The 19071-nt window shown below is 47.3% G+C and carries 18 protein-coding genes; 16 read left to right on the forward strand and 2 right to left on the reverse strand.

The annotated features are described in order from the left end of the window. The first annotated feature begins 5 nt into the window (after positions 1–5). The 14 genes from hemW (at position 6) to N179_RS00705 (ending at position 15392) form a co-directional block, all read left to right on the forward strand. Entirely contained in the window at positions 6–1151 is a 1146-nt protein-coding gene (gene hemW / locus N179_RS00640) for a radical SAM family heme chaperone HemW (protein WP_075642004.1), read from the forward strand. 315 nt (positions 1152–1466) lie between these two features. Further along, positions 1467–2501, forward strand: a complete 1035-nt coding sequence (gene hrcA, locus N179_RS00645; RefSeq protein WP_075642005.1) for a heat-inducible transcriptional repressor HrcA — start codon at positions 1467–1469, stop codon at positions 2499–2501. A gap of 24 nt (positions 2502–2525) precedes the next feature. Next, positions 2526–3083 carry a nucleotide exchange factor GrpE gene (grpE, locus tag N179_RS00650; protein ID WP_075642006.1) on the forward strand — a complete coding sequence of 186 codons (558 nt, stop codon included), beginning with the start codon at positions 2526–2528 and terminating at the stop codon, positions 3081–3083. A gap of 48 nt (positions 3084–3131) precedes the next feature. Further along, entirely contained in the window at positions 3132–4958 is a 1827-nt protein-coding gene (gene dnaK, locus N179_RS00655; protein ID WP_035398411.1) for a molecular chaperone DnaK, read from the forward strand. 132 nt (positions 4959–5090) lie between these two features. Beyond that, positions 5091–6197: a molecular chaperone DnaJ gene (gene dnaJ / locus N179_RS00660; protein WP_023467442.1), complete on the forward strand. Its 1107-nt coding sequence runs from the start codon at positions 5091–5093 to the stop codon at positions 6195–6197. 25 nt (positions 6198–6222) lie between these two features. After that, positions 6223–7170 carry a 50S ribosomal protein L11 methyltransferase gene (prmA, locus tag N179_RS00665; RefSeq protein ID WP_029341002.1) on the forward strand — a complete coding sequence of 316 codons (948 nt, stop codon included), beginning with the start codon at positions 6223–6225 and terminating at the stop codon, positions 7168–7170. Positions 7171–7174: 4 nt separating this feature from the next. After that, complete coding sequence (locus N179_RS00670; RefSeq protein WP_075642007.1) at positions 7175–7921, forward strand: 16S rRNA (uracil(1498)-N(3))-methyltransferase; 747 nt, start codon at positions 7175–7177, stop codon at positions 7919–7921. A 5-nt stretch (positions 7922–7926) separates the two neighbouring features. Beyond that, positions 7927–9261 carry a tRNA (N(6)-L-threonylcarbamoyladenosine(37)-C(2))-methylthiotransferase MtaB gene (mtaB, locus tag N179_RS00675; RefSeq protein WP_023467445.1) on the forward strand — a complete coding sequence of 445 codons (1335 nt, stop codon included), beginning with the start codon at positions 7927–7929 and terminating at the stop codon, positions 9259–9261. 107 nt (positions 9262–9368) lie between these two features. Continuing rightward, positions 9369–10064, forward strand: a complete 696-nt coding sequence (gene rluF, locus N179_RS00680) for a 23S rRNA pseudouridine(2604) synthase RluF (protein WP_023467446.1) — start codon at positions 9369–9371, stop codon at positions 10062–10064. A gap of 47 nt (positions 10065–10111) precedes the next feature. Then, positions 10112–10993, forward strand: coding sequence for an EamA family transporter RarD (rarD, locus tag N179_RS00685; protein ID WP_217448895.1), 882 nt, complete (start codon positions 10112–10114; stop codon positions 10991–10993). A gap of 16 nt (positions 10994–11009) precedes the next feature. Then, on the forward strand, positions 11010–11894 hold the full coding sequence (gene rarD, locus N179_RS00690) for an EamA family transporter RarD (protein ID WP_023467448.1): 885 nt from the start codon (positions 11010–11012) through the stop codon (positions 11892–11894). Positions 11895–11970: 76 nt separating this feature from the next. Further along, positions 11971–12636: a deoxyribose-phosphate aldolase gene (gene deoC, locus N179_RS00695; protein ID WP_023467449.1), complete on the forward strand. Its 666-nt coding sequence runs from the start codon at positions 11971–11973 to the stop codon at positions 12634–12636. Positions 12637–12771: 135 nt separating this feature from the next. Further along, complete coding sequence (locus N179_RS00700; protein ID WP_075642008.1) at positions 12772–13746, forward strand: BMP family lipoprotein; 975 nt, start codon at positions 12772–12774, stop codon at positions 13744–13746. Beyond that, a complete protein-coding gene (locus tag N179_RS00705) occupies positions 13743–15392 on the forward strand; it encodes a methyl-accepting chemotaxis protein (RefSeq protein ID WP_023467451.1) in 1650 nt (549 codons plus the stop codon). The genes N179_RS00700 and N179_RS00705 overlap by 4 nt, the downstream gene beginning before the upstream one ends. 76 nt (positions 15393–15468) lie before the next feature. On the opposite strand, the gene N179_RS00710 is transcribed toward N179_RS00705, so the two are convergent. Together N179_RS00710 and N179_RS00715 are read right to left on the reverse strand one after the other, a co-directional pair. Next, on the reverse strand, positions 15469–16716 hold the full coding sequence (locus N179_RS00710; protein ID WP_023467452.1) for a murein hydrolase activator EnvC family protein: 1248 nt from the start codon (positions 16714–16716) through the stop codon (positions 15469–15471). A 334-nt stretch (positions 16717–17050) separates the two neighbouring features. Continuing rightward, on the reverse strand, positions 17051–17800 hold the full coding sequence (locus N179_RS00715; RefSeq protein WP_023467453.1) for an SDR family NAD(P)-dependent oxidoreductase: 750 nt from the start codon (positions 17798–17800) through the stop codon (positions 17051–17053). A gap of 136 nt (positions 17801–17936) precedes the next feature. Here N179_RS00715 and N179_RS00720 point away from each other — a divergent pair, with 136 nt between their 5' ends. Together N179_RS00720 and N179_RS00725 are read left to right on the forward strand one after the other, a co-directional pair. Beyond that, positions 17937–18371: a YkvA family protein gene (locus tag N179_RS00720; protein ID WP_023467454.1), complete on the forward strand. Its 435-nt coding sequence runs from the start codon at positions 17937–17939 to the stop codon at positions 18369–18371. Positions 18372–18502: 131 nt separating this feature from the next. Further along, positions 18503–19066, forward strand: coding sequence for a DedA family protein (locus N179_RS00725; protein ID WP_035398399.1), 564 nt, complete (start codon positions 18503–18505; stop codon positions 19064–19066). Positions 19067–19071: the final 5 nt, after the last annotated feature.

Here is a 19071-nt window from a genome sequence, read left to right on the forward strand (position 1 = left end):
GCGAAATGGGAATACGCGCCGCATATGTCCACATCCCTTTTTGTGAACATATTTGTTATTACTGTGATTTCAATAAAGTCTTTTTAAAGAATCAGCCCGTCGATGAATACCTCGATGCGCTCGAACGCGAAATCGAAATGACGTTGAAACAATACCCGACGGATCATCTCGAGACGATCTTCATCGGTGGCGGAACACCAACCGCTTTAAATGAACCACAGATGCAACGGTTGATGGAAATCATCCAGAAACACTTGTTGCCCCTGACAGGCGATGATTTAGAGTATACAGTCGAGTCGAACCCGGACGGTGTATCAGAAGAGAAGCTCGATATCATGAAGGCGGGCGGTGTCAATCGCGTCAGTTTTGGTGTCCAATCGTTTGATGACGGTTTGCTCGAACGCATCGGTCGGACGCACCGGGAAGCAAAAGTCGCGCAGACGCTCGATGCAGCGGCAAAACGGTTTGATAACATCTCCGTCGACTTGATGTTCGGCTTACCGAATCAGACGCTCGATCAGGTCCGCTACGACGTCTCGCGGGCACTTCAATTACCGATCACGCATATCTCCTCCTATTCGTTGATTTTAGAACCGCACACGGTCTTTGCGATTCAAGAGCGAAAAGGAAAGTTACCGCTACCGACGCAAGATCTCGAGGCAGAGATGTATCAAGTGATGATCGATACGATCGAAGCAGGTGGATATGCGCAGTATGAGATCTCGAACTTCGCGCAAACAGGAAAAGAGAGTCGTCATAATCGCGTCTACTGGGAAAACGATGAGTACTACGGATTCGGTGCAGGCTCACATAGCTATATCAATCAGACGCGTCGTGCGAACATCGCACCAATTCCGCACTATATCAAGGCGGAAGGGTTACCGGTTCGAAAAGAGACGCCGTTGACGAACGTCGAGCGGATGGAAGAAGAGATGTTCCTCGGACTTCGAATGAAGGATGGCGTATCACTCGAACGTTTCCAGACGAAATATGGAGTAGCGTTTAAAGATGTGTTTGGTGAAGTCATGAAACGTTTATTGCCAAACGGTCTCGTCGAACAGACGGAGACACATATCCGTTTGACGCCTGCTGGAGTTCCATTAGCGAACGAAGTCTTTGCGGAGTTCATCGGTGAAGCGCAGGTTCAATGAATCTTAAATAAATGAAAGGAAGCGGTGTTCCCTAAAAAAGAGGAAGACCGCTTCTTTTCATTTTTTGGATTTCCTTAAAAAATAGGCAGTCGTTCCGATGACCGCGATGAACAGCCAGACAAAGACTCCTGCCATTGCCAATAATTCAATCATCCGATTCATCCTTTCCATTCTTTGTTTCACTGTATCGCAGAATGGGAAACTGTTCAAAGGGTCACGCAATTCGGTTGACATCGGACGGACAATTCCTTATAGTAAAAGATGTAATTAGCACTCGTTAAAAGTGAGTGCTAACAAAATAAGGTGGTGAAGAAGGTGCTGACGGATCGTCAATTGTTGATTTTGCGTGCAATCGTCGATGACTATATCAAGACCGCTCAACCCGTCGGCTCACGGACGCTCTCGAAACGAGACGACGTGACGTTCAGTTCCGCGACCATTCGTAACGAGATGGCGGACCTCGAAGAGATGGGTCTGATTGAAAAGCCACACACTTCCGCAGGACGGATTCCTTCCGAACTCGGATATCGTTTTTATGTCGACCATCTGATTCGTCCGGAAAGCATCACACCAAAAGAAGCACAGGCATTGAAATCACTCTTTGCCCATTCCGTGAATGAGAATGATCGGTTGATTCGGCATACAGCAGACCTGTTGAGCGATTTAACCCATTACACGACACTTGTACTTGGTCCAAAAGAAGAAGGGCAACGCCTGCATCATCTGGAATTGATTCCTCTTGCCGAAGGTCGTGTCGTCATCGTTCTCGTCACGGAGACAGGACATGTCGAACACAAGACATTGCAATTGAATCAAGCGTTGTCCCAAGAAGCAGCGAGCCGGCTGATGGAACGTCTGAATAAGACGTTACGCGGTACGCCGCTCTCAGCCTTACGCAGTCGTCTGCTCGAGGAAATCCGTCGCTTCCGTTCAGAGCATTCTGAACAGACGGTGTTGCTTTCGAAGGCACTTGATCTCGTATTGACGGATCAAGAGGAACGACCGTTCATTTATCTGGGCGGGAAAGCCAACATGTTCGATCAGCCCGAATTTCAGGACGTCGCAAAACTACGACCTGTTCTCGAGTTGATCGAACAGCAAGAAGCCGTTCTCGACTTCCTACGACCGAATCTCGATAATCAAATCCTGATCACGATCGGGAGTGAGAACAATGTGGATGCATTAAAAGATTGTAGCGTCATCCGGGCCCATTATTCGGTCGACGGTGTCTCGATCGGGACACTCGCCTTGATCGGACCGAAACGGATGGATTACAACCGGGGAATCAACTCGATCATCCATCTACTTCAAGCATTCCAAACCGAAATGCATAAGAACAATTCGGATTGAATATAGAAAGGGGCTCGATTCAGAGTGGAAGAAAAAGAACAGAATCAAAACCTCCAACAAGAAGAAAACGTGACAGAGCCGACTGAAACCGTCGAAGTCACAGAAGAAGAAGTCATTCAAGCGGATCTCGTCGAAGACGAGAAACCAGACTTCGAAGCACAACTCGCAGAAGCAAAAGCTTCAGAGTTACGCCTCCGTGCGGACTTTGAGAACTTCAAACGTCGCAACCGTGTCGAAGCGGAGAACCGCGCGAAGTATTCTTCACAAGCGATTGTCGAAAAGCTATTGCCGCTCGTCGATAACTTGGACCGTGCGCTCCAAATCGACACAGAAAACGATGAGACGAAATCCGTCTTGACGGGTGTCGAGATGGTGAAACGTCAACTCGTTGAAACGCTTCAAAATGAAGGCGTCGTCGAGATTCCAGCTGTCGGTGAAGCGTTCGATCCGAACTTACACCAAGCGGTCGTTCAAGAAGCGAGCGAAGAACACGAATCAGGCATCGTCATCGCTGAATTCCAAAAAGGGTACAAATTGCACGATCGTGTGATTCGTCCGAGTATGGTTAAAGTAGCTGAGTAATCGGCTTGCACTTTATTATTCCAATCATTGAAAGCGAGGAAATAGATCATGGCAAAAATCATCGGTATTGACTTAGGTACAACGAACTCATGTGTTGCAGTAATGGAAGGTGGCGAACCTGTCGTCATCGCTAACGCAGAAGGAAACCGTACGACACCATCTGTCGTCGCATTCAAAAACGGCGAGCGTCAAGTAGGGGAAGTCGCAAAACGTCAAGCGATCACGAACCCGAACACGATCATGTCGATCAAGCGTCATATGGGTACGGACTATAAAGTAGAAGTCGAAGGCAAAGACTACACACCACAAGAAGTCTCTGCGATCATCCTTCAAAAACTAAAAGCGCAAGCAGAAGACTACCTCGGTGAAAAAGTCACAGAAGCTGTCATCACAGTACCTGCTTACTTCAACGATGCAGAACGCCAAGCGACAAAAGACGCTGGTACGATTGCTGGTCTTGATGTAAAACGGATCATCAACGAGCCTACAGCGGCAGCACTCGCATACGGTCTCGAAAAAGGCGAAGATCACACGATCCTCATCTATGACCTTGGTGGCGGTACGTTCGACGTGTCGATCCTTGAACTTGGTGATGGCGTCTTTGAAGTTGTTTCAACTGCTGGTGACAGCCGTCTTGGTGGAGATGATTTCGACCAAAAAATCATCGACCATCTCGTAGCAGAATTCAAAAAAGAAAACGGCATCGATCTTGCTCAAGATAAGATGGCGCTTCAACGTTTGAAAGATGCAGCTGAAAAAGCGAAAAAAGACCTTTCAGGTGTTTCTTCAACACAAATCAGCCTTCCGTTCATCACAGCTGGCGCATCAGGTCCACTTCACTTGGAAATGACGCTTTCACGTGCGAAATTCGACGATCTCACAGCAGATCTCGTTGAACGTACGATGGAACCAACGCGCCGTGCTATGAACGATGCAGGTCTGACACCAGACAAAATCGACAAGATCATCCTCGTTGGTGGTTCGACTCGTATTCCTGCAGTTCAAAAAGCAATCCAGGACTTCACTGGTAAAGAATCGTTCAAAGGAGTTAACCCGGATGAAGTCGTTGCCCTCGGTGCAGCGGTTCAAGGTGGCGTATTGACAGGAGACGTTAAAGACGTCGTTCTTCTCGACGTAACTCCACTCTCACTCGGTATCGAGACAATGGGTGGCGTGATGACGAAATTGATCGATCGCAACACAACGATCCCAACTTCGAAATCACAAGTCTTCTCGACTGCGGCAGACAGCCAACCAGCTGTTGACATCCACGTCCTCCAAGGGGAACGTCCAATGGCAGCAGATAACAAAACACTTGGTCGCTTCCAATTGACGGACATTCCGCCAGCACCACGTGGTGTGCCACAAATCGAAGTTAAATTCGACATCGATGCGAACGGTATCGTTAACGTTTCTGCGAAAGATCTCGGAACGAACAAAGAACAGTCGATCACGATCCAATCATCAAGCGGTTTGACTGAAGCGGACATCGAGCAAATGGTCAAAGATGCAGAAGCAAACGCGGACGCAGACAACAAGCGTAAAGAAGAAGTCGAATTACGCAACGAAGCAGACCAACTCGTCTTCGCAACAGATAAAGCAATCAAAGACCTCGGTGAGCAAGTCGCTGACGCTGATAAAGAAAAAGCAGAAGCTGCAAAAGAAAAAGTAACAAAAGCTCTCGAAGGAACAGACATCGAAGCAATCCGTTCTGCAAAAGACGAATTGTCGACAGTCGTTCAAGAGTTGACACAAAAAGTCTACGAGAACATGGCACAGCAACAAGCTGGCGCTGAAGGCGCACAAGCTGGTGGTCAAGACGACAACGTCATGGACGCTGAGTTCGAAGAAGTCGACGAGAAAGACAACAAGTAATTCATCCGACCGATTTTTCGGGCGCTAGAGAGAGCCAAAGCGTATCCGCGCTTTGGCTCTTTCCATGTCGCACGAAGTTCGGTAAAATCAAACAGTATGAAATGAATCGGAATAGAGAGAGGAAGACTGCACGTGGAAAAACGCGATTATTATGAAGTACTAGGCGTCGCGCGCGATGCCTCATCAGCGGAAATCAAACGCGCGTACCGTAAGCTTGCCCGGACGTACCACCCGGACGTCAACAAGGAAGCGGATGCGGATGCGAAATTCAAGGAATTATCGGAAGCGTATGAAGTGTTATCCGATGACAATAAACGAGCACGTTACGATCAATTCGGTCACCAAGATCCATCGCAAGGTGGCGGTGGATTCAGTGGAGCTGAAGGATTCGGAGACATCTTCGACATGTTCTTCGGTGGCGGACGTCGTCAAGATCCAAATGCACCACGTAAAGGACAGGATTTACAATACGTCGAGGAAATCGACTTCATGGAATCGGTCACAGGCGTCGAGAAGACGATCACGATTCCAGTCGAAGAAGATTGCGGGACATGTCACGGTTCGGGTGCTAAACCAGGAACACATCCGGAAACATGTAAACGATGTGGTGGTTCGGGTCACATCAACGTCGAACAAAACACGATGTTCGGTCGTGTCGTCAACCAAACGACATGTTCGACATGTCATGGCCGTGGACAAATCGTCAAGGAGCCATGTGAAACATGTCGTGGAGCCGGTCGCGTCCGTAAAAACAAAGATGTCCGTGTCAAAATTCCAGCAGGGATCGACAATGGGCAACAAATTCGTTTAGCAGGTAAAGGGGAAGCCGGTGTCAACGGTGGACCAGCGGGTGACTTGTATGTCGTCGTTCGTGTTGCAGCACACGAACTATTCGAACGTGTCGATGATCATATCGTCATGGATATGCCACTGACATTCGCACAAGCAACACTCGGTGATGAGATTGAAGTACCAACCGTTCACGGTAAGGTCAGTCTGAAGATTCCAGCCGGCACACAGACAGGATCGCGATTCCGTCTCCGCGGAAAAGGGATGCCGAACGTTCGGTCCGGTCACCATGGCGACCAGTACGTCAATGTCGTCGTCATTACACCGAAGAATCTGACGGAACGTCAAAAAGAACTCTTACGGGAATTCAATGAAATCAGCGATGAAAAAGGTGTCGAAGAGCAACACGAAGGTGTCTTCAGCCGGATCAAGACATTCTTTACAGGGTGATCACTACAGAGGAGCGTGACAAGAAATGAAATGGTCAGAGATCTGTGTCCATACGACACAAGAAGCCATCGAAGCAGTTTCAAACATCTTACATGAAGCGGGAGCAAGCGGAGTCGTCATCGAGGATGTCGAAGATTTCGAGATGATGTCCCACCGCGAAGATAACTTCGGTGAAATTTGGGATGAGACGAAACGAGACGAGTATCCGACACAAGGTGTACTCGTGAAGGCGTATCTTGCAGAAAGCAGCGATTTGACGGACACGATCAAAGGCATCGAACATGACATCCAACAGTTGACGAACTTCGGTCTGTCGATTGGCACGGGTGCTGTCACGCTGACTCAAGTAGATGAAGAAGATTGGGCTCATTCATGGAAACAATTCTATAAGCCAGTCAAAATCAGCCGCCATCTGACGGTCGTCCCGATGTGGGAAGACTACACGCCACAACCGGATGAAAAAATCATCGAGCTCGATCCAGGTATGGCATTCGGAACGGGAACACACCCGACGACGGTCCTCTGTATTCAAGCGATTGAGAATTACTTGCAAGAGCAAGACCGTGTCGTCGATGTCGGAACGGGATCCGGTGTCCTCGCGATCGCAGCTGCGAAGCTTGGGGCAAAGGATGTCTTTGCACTCGATTTAGACGAAGTCGCTGTCAAATCAGCGACGGAAAACGTCGCTTTGAACGAAGTCAGTGAGCAGATCACAGTCCGCCAAGGCGACTTGATGAAGGAATTGAGTGAGCCGGTCGAGTTGATCGTCGCGAACATCTTAGCGGAAGTCATCCTCCTCTTCGTCAAGGATGCCTATACGTTGACGTTACCAGGCGGTCATTTCATCGCTTCCGGTATCATTAGTCAGAAGAAGGATATGGTCGTCCAAGCGATGCAAGAAGCAGGATTTACGATCGTCGAGACAACGAAGCTTGAGGACTGGGTCGCGATCATCGCGAAACGGGAGGCGTAAACATATGCAACGGTATTTCGTCGAGCCCTCGATGCGTCAGGGAGAGGTGTTTCATCTCTCGAAAGACGACGCACACCATATGAAAAACGTCATGCGGATGGAAGTCGGCGGAGAGATTCTCGTACTCGACGGGACAGGTCTTTACCGGTGCCGTCTGGAAGCACTCGATAAACAAGCGGCTTCTGCCCGGATCGAAGAGACGCTACCGATCGAGACGGAATTACCGATTCGTGTGACGATCGCCCATGGATTGCCAAAAGGCGATAAGATCGAACTCGTTGCCCAAAAAGCAACGGAACTCGGGATCCATCATCTACGAATTTTCGAAGCCGATCGTTCCGTCTCGAAATGGGATCAGAAGAAGGTTCCGAAAAAGATTGAGCGACTCGAAAAAATCGTCAAGGAAGCAGCCGAACAATCGTACCGTGCCCACTTGCCGACAGTCGACTTCGTGGCGTATGATGAAGTCTTACAGGATGCATCGAACTATACGGCTTGTCTGGTTGCCTATGAAGAATCAGCAAAACAAGGGGAGGCCTCCGTCCTCGCTACGACGCTTGCTGGATTGCAAGAAGGTGATTCCCTTCTTGTCGTCATCGGACCTGAAGGTGGGTTCGCTGAAGCAGAAATCGCACGTTTGACGGATGCCGGTTTTAAAAAAGCCGCTCTAGGGCGTCGCATCTTACGGACGGAAACGGCACCATTTTATGTCCTTTCCGCCGTCTCGTATCATTTTGAATTGAAAGGGTGAACGAAATGGCAACTGTTGCCTTTCAAACGCTTGGCTGTAAAGTCAACCATTACGAAACAGAAGCTGTCTGGCAACTGTTCAAGGACGCTGGCTACGCACGCGTTGATTTTGCGGATCATGCGGACGTTTATGTCGTCAATACATGTACGGTCACGAATACCGGAGATAAGAAAAGTCGCCAAGTCATCCGACGGGCGATTCGCCAAAATCCGGATAGTGTCATCTGCGTAACGGGTTGTTATGCTCAAACGTCTCCTGCTGAGATCATGGCGATTCCTGGCGTCGATGTCGTCGTCGGAACACAAGATCGGCATAAAATGATTGGATACATCGAACAATTCCGTGAAGAACGCATGCCAATCAATGCGGTCGGAAACATCATGAAAGCAAAAGTCTATGAAGAACTGGATGTACCGGCCTTTACGGACCGGACACGGGCTTCGCTGAAAATTCAAGAAGGTTGTAACAACTTCTGTACGTTCTGTATCATCCCATGGGCGCGTGGTCTCATGCGGTCTCGTCAACCGGAAGATGTCTTGAAGCAAGCACAACAGCTCGTTGATGCGGGTTACAAAGAAATCGTCTTGACGGGAATCCATACAGGTGGATACGGAGAAGACTTGAAAGACTACAACTTAGCAAAATTACTTAAAGCACTCGAATCCGTCAATGGACTTGAACGCTTGCGCATTTCGTCGATTGAAGCGAGTCAAATCACGGACGAGGTACTTGATGTCCTGAAGGATTCGCCGATCGTCGTTCGTCACTTGCACGTTCCGATCCAGTCTGCATCCGATACGGTCCTTCGCCGAATGCGCCGCAAGTATACGATGGCGGAATTCGGAGAACGAATCACGCGTCTGAAGGAAGTCCTGCCTGACTGTGCAATCACGTCGGATGTCATCGTTGGTTTCCCAGGTGAGACGGAAGAAGAGTTCATGGAAACGTTCAACTTCATCAATGATCATAAGTTCAGTGAATTGCATGTTTTCCCGTACTCGAAACGGACGGGAACACCAGCTGCGATGATGGACGATCAAGTCGAGGAATCAATCAAAGAAGAACGCGTCGCGCGCTTGATCGCATTATCAGATCAACTCGCGAAGGAATATGCTTCGAAATACGAGGGAGAACTGCTTGAGATCATTCCGGAAGAATTTTCGGAAGAAGCAGGCGGTCGTCTCGTCGGTTACACGGATAACTATCTGCGTGTCGCAATCGAAGGCGATGAGTCAATGATCGGACAACTCGTTCGTGTCAAAATCACGAAAGCCGGCTATCCAATGAATGATGGTCAATTCGTCCGCATCATGCAGACATTAAAAGACGCTGCGGTCTAATCGAAAGGGCAAAGGAAACCTCTGGTTTTCTTTGCCACTTTTTTTGTTTTCATTTCAGGAATGCGCTACACTGAATACAGTTCAATTAAGGAAAGAGGATATCATTCATGCGAATCAACAAATTCATTAGCGAAACGGGTTTTTGCTCAAGACGTGCTGCCGATAAACTGATCGATGCAGGTCGTGTGACGATCAACGGTCTGACAGCAGAACTCGGCTCGCAAGCTGAAGAAACGGACGTCGTCGAAATCGACGGTCAGCCGCTTCAGACAAAACCAAAACCTGTCTACATCGTCTTAAATAAACCAGTCGGCATCACGTGTACGACAGAGCTTGATATCGAAGGAAACATCATCGATTTCGTCAATCATCCGAAGCGGATTTTCCCAATCGGTCGCCTCGATAAAGATTCAGACGGCTTGATTCTGTTGACGAATGACGGTGATGTCGTTAACCGGATCTTACGAGCAGAAAACAATCACGACAAAGAATACATCGTAACCGTCGATGCACCAATTACGGATACGTTCATTCAAGGGATGGCGAGTGGTGTTGACATTCTCGGTACGACAACGAAGGAATGCATCGTTGAACCACTTGAGACACGGACATTCCGGATCATTTTGACGCAAGGGTTAAATCGTCAGATTCGCCGTATGTGTAAAGAGTTCGGCTACCGAGTTAAGCGTCTCCAACGCGTCCGGATCATGAACATCGAGCTTGGCGATTTACCGATTGGTTCTTGGCGAGATTTGACAGAAGAGGAATTACGCGAGTTGTTTACGACGCTTGACGGGCAATAAGGTTCAATGAAAGTCGCCACTGGCGGCTTTCTTCATACATAAGGGGGATGACCGTGGATAAACGGGGTATGAGTGCGACATTCGTCGCCTACGTGATTGGTGGACTGTTGCCGATCTACAAAGTATTTGCTGCTGGTATTCCAGCATGGACGGTCGTTTCAATTCGGATATTGAGTGCGTTCATCTTCGTGACGTTGTTACTACGCCTGACGAAGAAATTCCAATTCGTTCGTCAATTATGGCAAAACAAACGCCAGCGCTATACCGTGCTTGCGGCAGGGCTCGTATTAGGTGGGAACTGGTCGCTCTATCTTTACGCCATCGGGGAAGGGTATATCGTTGAGTCGTCACTCGGGTATTACATCAATCCGCTCGTCAGCGTCTTGTTCGGTTTGATCTTTTTTAAGGAACGATTGACGCGTCCGCAAGTGATTGCGATTTTATCAGCAATCATCGGTGTGATGATTTTAACGCTCGGTTATGGTCAATTTCCGATTATCGCCTTTTCACTTGCCGTCTCGTTCGCATTTTACGGTGTACTAAAGAAAAAGGCAGCAGCCGAACCATTATCCGGATTATTTTTAGAGACACTGGTCACGCTCCCGTTCGCTCTCTTGACGCTTGGTGTGACAGATAGTCAACCGCTTGCGATGCCGACGAGTGCGCTGGTTGCGATCATCATGCTCGGGATCGCAACAGCAGTCCAATTGATGTTATTCGGATACGGAATGCCGAAAATCCCGTTTGTCTACGTCGGGATTCTCCAATACATTGCCCCGACCCTGACGCTACTCCTTGGAATTTATCTATTTAATGACGTCTTTACGACGATTCACTTCATCGCTTTCCTGTTCATTTGGATTGCTGTTGCTCTCTTTACGATCAGCGGTTTATCGGCAGGAAAAATGCGAATGAAGAAGGTATCATAATGAAAGAAGGGATTACGTGAATCTACCAGGATTCTTTGCGACACTTGTCGCGTATATCATTTGGGGACTCTTACCGCTCTACTGGAAGATGCTCGCCAACGTACCGAGTGAAGAGATACTGGCACACCGGATTATCTGGTCATTCTTATTTCTGCTCATCTTATTATCATTTCAAAAAGCACTTGGGAAGTGGAAAACGGCGTTACGCGATCCGTTCACGCGGCGACTCTTTTTCTTAAACGGACTGATCATCAGTCTGAACTGGTTCATCTATATCTGGGCCGTCAATCATCAATTCATTGTCGAAGCGTCGCTTGGTTATTACATCAATCCGCTTGTCAGCATCGTCTTTGGTGTCGTATTCTTTCGGGAAAAGCTTTCACGGATCGAGTGGATCTCGATTGTCCTTGCGACGATCGGTGTCTTGATTTTGACGATTGGCTACGGCGAGTTTCCATGGATTTCGATCGCACTTGCCTTAAGCTTCGGCTTTTACGGCGTCGTCAAAAAGCGGCGACCACTCGAATCAACGGTCAGTCTGACGCTCGAGACGATGGCGCCGCTTCCGCTGGCTTTGATTTTCCTAGGCTATTGGCAAGTACAAGGGACGTCTTCGATGACCGAATCTGTCGGTACGACGACCGGACTCATCTTGACCGGGATTGTCACCGCTGTTCCACTTTTGTTATTCGGATTCGGGGCACAACGGATTCCGTTCACGTGGGTCGGATTCCTGCAATTCGTCGCACCAACCTTGTCGCTTGGACTCGGTGTGTTGCTGTATCACGAACCATTTACTAAAACGCACATGGTGGCGTTTACATGTATTTGGACAGCAGCAATCGTCTTTACGCTCAATGGTGTCTGGATTCGGAAAAAACAGCTCCGAAAAGTCGCGTAAAAAGATAGAAGTCTGACCTCTTGCGTGATAGAATAAAAACAGAGTCTAAGGGATACCCTTAAGGAGGACAACAAACATGAATTTAGCAGGAATGATCGACCATACGGCACTGAAGCCAGAAACATCACGTGCTCAGATCGAAACACTCTGTAAAGAAGCATTAGAATACAAATTCGCAAGCGTCTGTGTTAACCCAACATACGTCGCGTTAGCAGCAGAACTCTTAAAATCAGATGATGACGTCAAAGTATGTACAGTCATCGGCTTCCCACTTGGAGCAAACACACCAGAAGTAAAAGCATTCGAAACAAAGGATGCGATCCAAAACGGTGCAACTGAAATCGATATGGTTCTCAACATCGGCGCATTAAAAGATGGCGATCTTGAGTTAGTAGAACGTGACATTCGTGCGGTTGTCGAAGCGGCAAACGGTACACTCGTTAAAGTCATCTTCGAAAACTGCCTTCTTACAAAAGAAGAAATCAAAACAGCTGCTGAACTTTCAGTTAAAGCAGGTGCTAACTTCGTGAAGACATCGACTGGTTTCTCAACAGGTGGTGCAACTGTCGAAGACATCCGTCTCATGCGTGAGACAGTTGGTCCTGACATCGGTGTTAAAGCATCTGGTGGCGTTCGTGACTTCGAAGGTGCAAAAGCAATGATCGATGCAGGTGCATCGCGCATTGGCGCATCAGCAGGAATCGCAATCGTTACAGGTGGTACTTCTGATAGCGACTACTAAGAATATCTCAAATGTCCCTCTTTTTTTGAGGGGCATTTTTTTGTTATGGAATTATTCTGAATTTAAATTTTGTATTAAGAAGTCAGACATCGCTTCCGATAATCAGATGTAGAATGTCGGAAGGATGTGGAATGAATGAAACGGTGGAGTGGAATCATACTGGCATCGACACTTAGCCTCGCAGGGTGCGGCAGTGTCATCGATGATCCAGAACGGGCAGTCAAGGAACGAAAGGAAATGGCAGTCGTCTTGTCGGATGTGGGTCTTGGCGATCAATCATTCAGCGATGCGGCGATGAGCGGTATGGCGTTGTTACGCGAGAAGGAAGGTTGGTCAATCGATTACCGAGAGTTGAACGAAACGAAGACCTATAAAGTAGCATTCGAAGCGTTAGCGAAGAAGAAGCCGACCGTCATCGTCGGACTCGGATTCATGGGACAGACGGATCTTGAGACCGTTGCTAAAAAATATCCGAAACAACAATTCGCCTTGATTGATGCTATATCGACGTTACCGAACGTACTCTCGGTTACGTTCAAAGAGGACGAAGGAAGCTATTTAGCGGGTGCGGCTGCAGGTATCCAAACGAAGACGAATACGATTGGTTTCGTCGGTGGGATGAAGTCACCTCTGATCGAAAAATTCGAAAAAGGATACATAGCTGGCGCAAAAGCCGTCAATCCAAAAACAAAAGTACTCGTCGAATACGCAGAGGACTTTGCAGCGCCTGAAAAGGGACGGACGCTCGCAAACGAAATGATGCAGAAAAAGGCAGACGTGTTATACGCAGCAGCGGGGTTGACGGGAAGCGGTGTCCTTGAGGCAGCGCAAACGAAGGGGAAAAAAGCGATCGGTGTCGATAGCGATCAGACCCCGATCGCACCTGACGCTGTCATGACGTCAATGCTAAAACAAGTTGATCTTGCGATCACAAAAATCGGACAAGATGTGGCTGCGAAAGGTCTACAGTCCGGACAAGTCGTCCTGGGTGTCAAAGAAGGGGCAATCCAGTTGGCTCCAATCCGAAACACGAACTTTACGGACGGGGAACGAAAAAAATTAGAGCAGCTACAACAAGACGTGCTCGAAGGTAAGGTGACGATCCAATGACGTTACGGAAACGATTTTTACTCTCCACGTTAGTGACGATTTTGAGTGTCGTCATCTTGATGGGATGGACTTTGTTCCAACTCCGTCAAATTCAGTCCTATAACGAAGATTACGGGAAACAGCTCGTTGAGATCTCAGAGCTTGAAACGAAGCTCTTATATGAACAGGCAGCATGGAACCGACTGGCAAGCCAACCGTCTGAAAGTCAGGCGGAGCAAGTACAGGCACTTAGCAAAAAGAACGAACAAGCCTTGAACCAGTTACAAAAGACGTATTTGATTCCAGCATTTCAAGAAGAGTTGAACCGGGCGGATATGAAATATAAGACGCTTGCTGCGAAACGGACGGAACTGACGGACGCGATGAATCCGATTGAGATTCGCTCGCACGCTGCACGAATCGAAGGTGTGCTCAGTGATCTCTATACGTTACATACGAAAAATGGAGAGTTTTATGATGTCTTACAACGTGAAGCAAAAGACGAGACATTGAACCTGACGCGGACCGTCATGATTGCGACATTCATTCTCCTGATTGGTCTTGCGTTATACAACTGGTACTTCGCACGTAGCATCACGCGACCGATCAGCCGTGTCGTCCGGACAGCAGAACAGATTTCGGACGGAGACTTATCGCAGGAATTAGTCGTATCCGGTCGAAAAGATGAGATTGGTCGACTCGAGACAGCGGTTGCGCAGATGCAAGGAACATTGCATGAGGTCATCGGAACGATCAGTCGTTCGTCGAATACGATTCGTCAGATGAGTACGGAAGCGACGACGGAGAACGCGAACATCGTTGAAGTTTCTGGTAACATGACCCATGCGATCAATGAGATGGCGAGCGGGACACAAACGGTGTCGGACGATATCCAGACGACAGTCAGTACGATGTCCGATATGCAACAGCTCTTTGAAGAGAGTGAACAACGTGCACAAACGGCTTATGCAGAAGGACAGGCGGCCGATCACGTGATGGTTCAAAGTAGTTCTATCATGGAACAACAGGCCGCATCACTACGTGCATCAACAGAACAAAATCGCGAACTTGGTCAGAAACTGGAAGGTTTCTTAGAGCAGACGCAACAAATCGAACAGATGGCGCAACTCGTCGCTGGAGTTTCTGCACAGACGAATTTATTATCACTTAATGCGGCCATCGAGGCGGCGCGGGCTGGGGAAGCCGGTCGTGGATTTGCCGTCGTAGCAAGTGAAGTTAAAAAGTTAGCGGATGAGACAAATGAGGCGACGCGCTCAATCTTCTCACTCGTTCGTTCGATTCGTCAGGATGGTGCTGTCTTACAAGAAGCACTCGTGCAAGCGGAGCGGGAGCAGACGAATCAGGTCGAGAACTTCACACACGTTCAAGAAGCATTCGGTGAGACGCGTCAAAAGGTAGCAAGTGTGACGGAAACGCTCGATTACGTGACGAAACAACTCGTTCATTCGAAACAACAAGCCCGTCATGTCGTTGGTCAAGTCAGTACAGTCAGTGGCGTCATGGAAGAACTTGCAGCCGGAAACGAAGAAATTGCTGCTTCGATGCGTGATCAACAGGCATCGTTCGAACAGATTCATCAATTGATGCAAGAACTCGAATCGACGACGACGTCGCTTGACAGTCAGACACATCAATTCAAAATTTAATGAACACAGCAAAAAGTGCACGCTTTCTCAGGAAGAGAAGGCGTGCACTTTTTCTTGAATCGACTTATTAGACTTATTAGAAGAAGCTTTCTGGATCGAGCTCATTCGTCCGTCCATTCGCATCATACTGGTATCCACCATCGTGGATTTCAAAATGCAAGTGTGGACCAGTTGAGTTACCGGTGCTTCCGAGAACACCGATTTGCTGTCCTTGTTTGACTTGTTGTCCCTGTTTAACGTTTAAGGCATTCATATGAGCATACACGGTCGTATATGTTTTCCCGTCGATATTATGAGAGATATAGACGTGATTTCCGTAAGGACCACCTGAACTTGCTAAGATGACTGTTCCGCTTGCAGACGCAACGATTGGCGAGTTGAGTGGACCAGCGAAGTCTGTTCCGTTGTGATACGCATAACCATTACTTCCGCTTGCTGCACCCATTCCTTGCGAAACAGAGCCTTGAGCAGGTTTGATGAATTTACCTTTTGCTTTTGAGATGACTTTCGTACTGGCCTTGCTAACAGATGCTGGCGCTGCCGATTGTTTCGCGGCTTTTGCGGCAGCTACTTTTGCAGCACGAGCTGCCGCTTTTTCAGCTGCTTCCTGTGCCTTCAGTTGGGCCGATGCCTCTTTCAGGCTGAGGATATTGGATTCTATTTTTTTCTTTTGTGACGTCAAGCGTTTCAAAAGGGCTGTTCGTTTTTGTTTCTCTTCTTTCAGTTCACGTTGTTTCTTTTTTAAAACATTACGATCTTCAATCAAGTCTTGGCGTGTCTGCTTCAATTCTTCTTTCGCAGCTGCCAGTTCTTTTTTGTTTGATTCGTAATCTTTTAACAAAGAAGCATCGCTTTCCGCAATCGTATTGAAGGCATTGAAGCGGCTAATCATATCACCGACATCTTTTGCGCCGAAGACGGCTTCAAGCAGCGGGGCATTATCGGCTTTAGACTGACGAACTGCCAGGCGATCACCGAGCATTTTTTCTTGCTTCTTGATTTTCTTTTGTAACTTTTCGATTTTATCTTCTAATCGAGCAATCTGTTTCGTGTTTTCGTCGATCTTCTTTTGATTTTCGACGACTTGTAATGTCAGCCCGTTAATCTGTTGATCCAGGGCGTAGACTTGTTGCTGTGCTTTAGATAATTGATTATTTTTTTGAGACAACGCCTCGCGTTGCTTCGATTGTTGTTGCTGGTTTTGTTGTTGCTTTTCTTTATATGAGCTTGCCGCGTCGACGGGAGTTGTCGTCATGAGCGGACTTGCGAGTAAAGTGAGTGTCATGAGCGATAGCCCGAGTGACTTTCCGAAAGGTCGTTTCATAAACTAAGCGTCATTCCTTTCCCTTGTGAAGTGTTACCTATCCCACTCTAACAAGAAAATCGAAAAATCCACTTTACAATTCTTTTAAAAAAATACAAGAGAAACTAGCAGAAAGTATGAAGAATTTATGAAAATAACGATAGAGAAGTAAAAGGACATGCTTGAATCGTTGATATAGAAGGAAAAATTGAGGAACGATTGATTGATTTCCGAATGATGTCATAGGATATATTTTTGTAACATCATATAAATAGAACGTTTATTAATGTTTGAAAAAGGTATAAGTATAGTTTTTGTGAAATGAAAAAGTGCCCCGAAAGGCACTCAGCACGAATCATTCTTCATAAATCATCTTTCGTGTCATTCCACCGTCTAGGACCAATGTTTCGCCCGTCAAGAAATCGTTATCTGGGTGTGTCAGATAGAGAGCCGCACGAGCGACATCACTTGGTTTTCCGACGCGACCAGCTGGATGTTGACTATGATCTTCAGGTGATAATTCTTGATAGTCACCGGTTTCAATCCAACCAGGAGCAATCGCGTTGACGAGAATTCCGTCTTCTCCAAGTGAGACAGCAAGTGCATGGGTCAGAGCAAAAATGCCACCTTTCGTCGACGCATAGGATTCCGTATGCGGTTCCGACATAAAGGCGCGGGTCGAAGCAAGGTTGATGATTCGACCACCACTTTTACTTTGTTTCAAATAGGGTGTAGCCGCCTTAGTTGTCAAGAAGATGCTACGCAGATTCGTATGATGAACTCGGTCCCATTCCTCAAGCGATAATTCGAGTAATGGTTTTCGAATCATAATTCCAGCGTTGTTGATGACAATGTCGATGCGACCAGTATGTTCAATCGCTTTTTCAATCAACAGTTGAACGTCTTTTTCATGTTGGATATCGAGGTGATAGAAGTAAGCCGTACCACCATCTTCTTCAATTTGTTGGACCAATTCGTCTCCTGTCATCTGATCGATATCAGCAAGAACGACATTTGCGCCATGCGCAGCATAGGTGCGGGCGAGTTCTGCACCAATTCCATTCGCAGCTCCTGTAATGATGACGGTTTGATTAACATGATTCATAAAAATCATCCTTTCTGTAACGCTTCTCTCCCTTTTTTACCGTTCCATCATATCCTGAAACCTGACAGGATTATCATCCGTAGGAACAGGGAAATAGAAAAGCGTTGAAGTTACTTTAGAATGGGGGAAAATAGGAATGAAATTCTCGAATCAACAATTAGAAAAACAACAAAATCAATATGCCGAAGATGCAAAAGATTATATCGATCGTCCGAAAAAGACGAATTCGTTGTTACAACGAGCAACTGCAAAGGTAAACAGTAACTCTCGTTTGTCCGTCGTCTTCTCACCGTTGACGTTATTCGTCGATATGATTCGCGCGTACCAGTCAGGTGAATATCGCAACATTCGTCGTACGACGATCTTAAAAGTAATCGGAGCGTTGATTTACCTCGTGTCACCGATTGACCTCGTACCTGATTTCGTACTCGGATTTGGTTTCGCAGACGATATCGCGGTCATCCTTTTCGTCACGAAAACAGTCTTTGAAGAATTGACACGTTTCAGTGACTGGCAAGATGAACAACAAAAGCGCCGTACGCAACCAGTACAAAGTGAGGATGCGTATTAATCAAATAGATGATCCGAGCGACTTCACTATGAGAAGTCGCTCTTTCTGATGTAAAAAGAGCCGTTTCCTGTACGCCTTCTTGAAAGTTCGATACACTAGAAATAGTTGGTAAAGGGGGAGGAGGGACGAAGATGGGACATCACTGGATGGAGTCATACGGTTATATTGGCATCATGATGACGCTCATGTTTCCATTCATACCGAGCGAAGTGCCGCTAGCGTATGCCGGATATCTCGTCCACACGGCACAGGCGAATCTGCTATTCATGTTGTTCCTCGCTGTAGTGAGCTTCGTCATTAGTCAGAACCTCTTCTTTACGATTGGTCAGTTCGGGAGTGAACGGTTATTGAACCGTTTATTCAAATGGTTTCGGATTTCGGAAACAAAAATGCTTCAGTTTCAGACACAAATGGAGACGAAGGGACGCTATATTCTCCTTCTGTCCCCGATGTGGCGCATCGGATTTGCGATTGGTGCCGGTCTGACTGGTGTTTCACGCTGGACATTTACCGTCGTGACGACGATTTCCTTTTTCCTTTGGTCGGCGATCTTCATTTGGGGCGGGAAAGCCGTCGGGCATGAATGGCGAAAATTGCACCATCTCAATCATCCAATAGTTTGGATTGGTTTAGGTGTGTTGATTACGGTTGGCTACTTGATTCAAAAAAAGAGAAAAGCAAAAAAAGAAATCTAAAAGGA

The organism is Exiguobacterium indicum HHS 31 (assembly GCF_001939065.1).
Taxonomy (GTDB): Bacteria; Bacillota; Bacilli; order Exiguobacteriales; family Exiguobacteriaceae; genus Exiguobacterium_A; species Exiguobacterium_A indicum.

Coding starts and splice junctions, on each gene's coding strand:
- prmA (WP_029341002.1), top strand. CDS start 6,223: ATGAAATGGTCAGAGATCTGTGTCCATACGACACAAGAAGCCATCGAA.
- N179_RS00720 (WP_023467454.1), top strand. CDS start 17,937: ATGAAATTCTCGAATCAACAATTAGAAAAACAACAAAATCAATATGCC.
- N179_RS00725 (WP_035398399.1), top strand. CDS start 18,503: ATGGGACATCACTGGATGGAGTCATACGGTTATATTGGCATCATGATG.
- N179_RS00670 (WP_075642007.1), top strand. CDS start 7,175: ATGCAACGGTATTTCGTCGAGCCCTCGATGCGTCAGGGAGAGGTGTTT.
- N179_RS00705 (WP_023467451.1), top strand. CDS start 13,743: ATGACGTTACGGAAACGATTTTTACTCTCCACGTTAGTGACGATTTTG.
- dnaK (WP_035398411.1), top strand. CDS start 3,132: ATGGCAAAAATCATCGGTATTGACTTAGGTACAACGAACTCATGTGTT.
- rluF (WP_023467446.1), top strand. CDS start 9,369: ATGCGAATCAACAAATTCATTAGCGAAACGGGTTTTTGCTCAAGACGT.
- N179_RS00715 (WP_023467453.1), bottom strand. CDS start 17,800: ATGAATCATGTTAATCAAACCGTCATCATTACAGGAGCTGCGAATGGA.
- N179_RS00710 (WP_023467452.1), bottom strand. CDS start 16,716: ATGAAACGACCTTTCGGAAAGTCACTCGGGCTATCGCTCATGACACTC.
- rarD (WP_217448895.1), top strand. CDS start 10,112: ATGACCGTGGATAAACGGGGTATGAGTGCGACATTCGTCGCCTACGTG.
- deoC (WP_023467449.1), top strand. CDS start 11,971: ATGAATTTAGCAGGAATGATCGACCATACGGCACTGAAGCCAGAAACA.
- hemW (WP_075642004.1), top strand. CDS start 6: ATGGGAATACGCGCCGCATATGTCCACATCCCTTTTTGTGAACATATT.
- N179_RS00700 (WP_075642008.1), top strand. CDS start 12,772: ATGAAACGGTGGAGTGGAATCATACTGGCATCGACACTTAGCCTCGCA.
- mtaB (WP_023467445.1), top strand. CDS start 7,927: ATGGCAACTGTTGCCTTTCAAACGCTTGGCTGTAAAGTCAACCATTAC.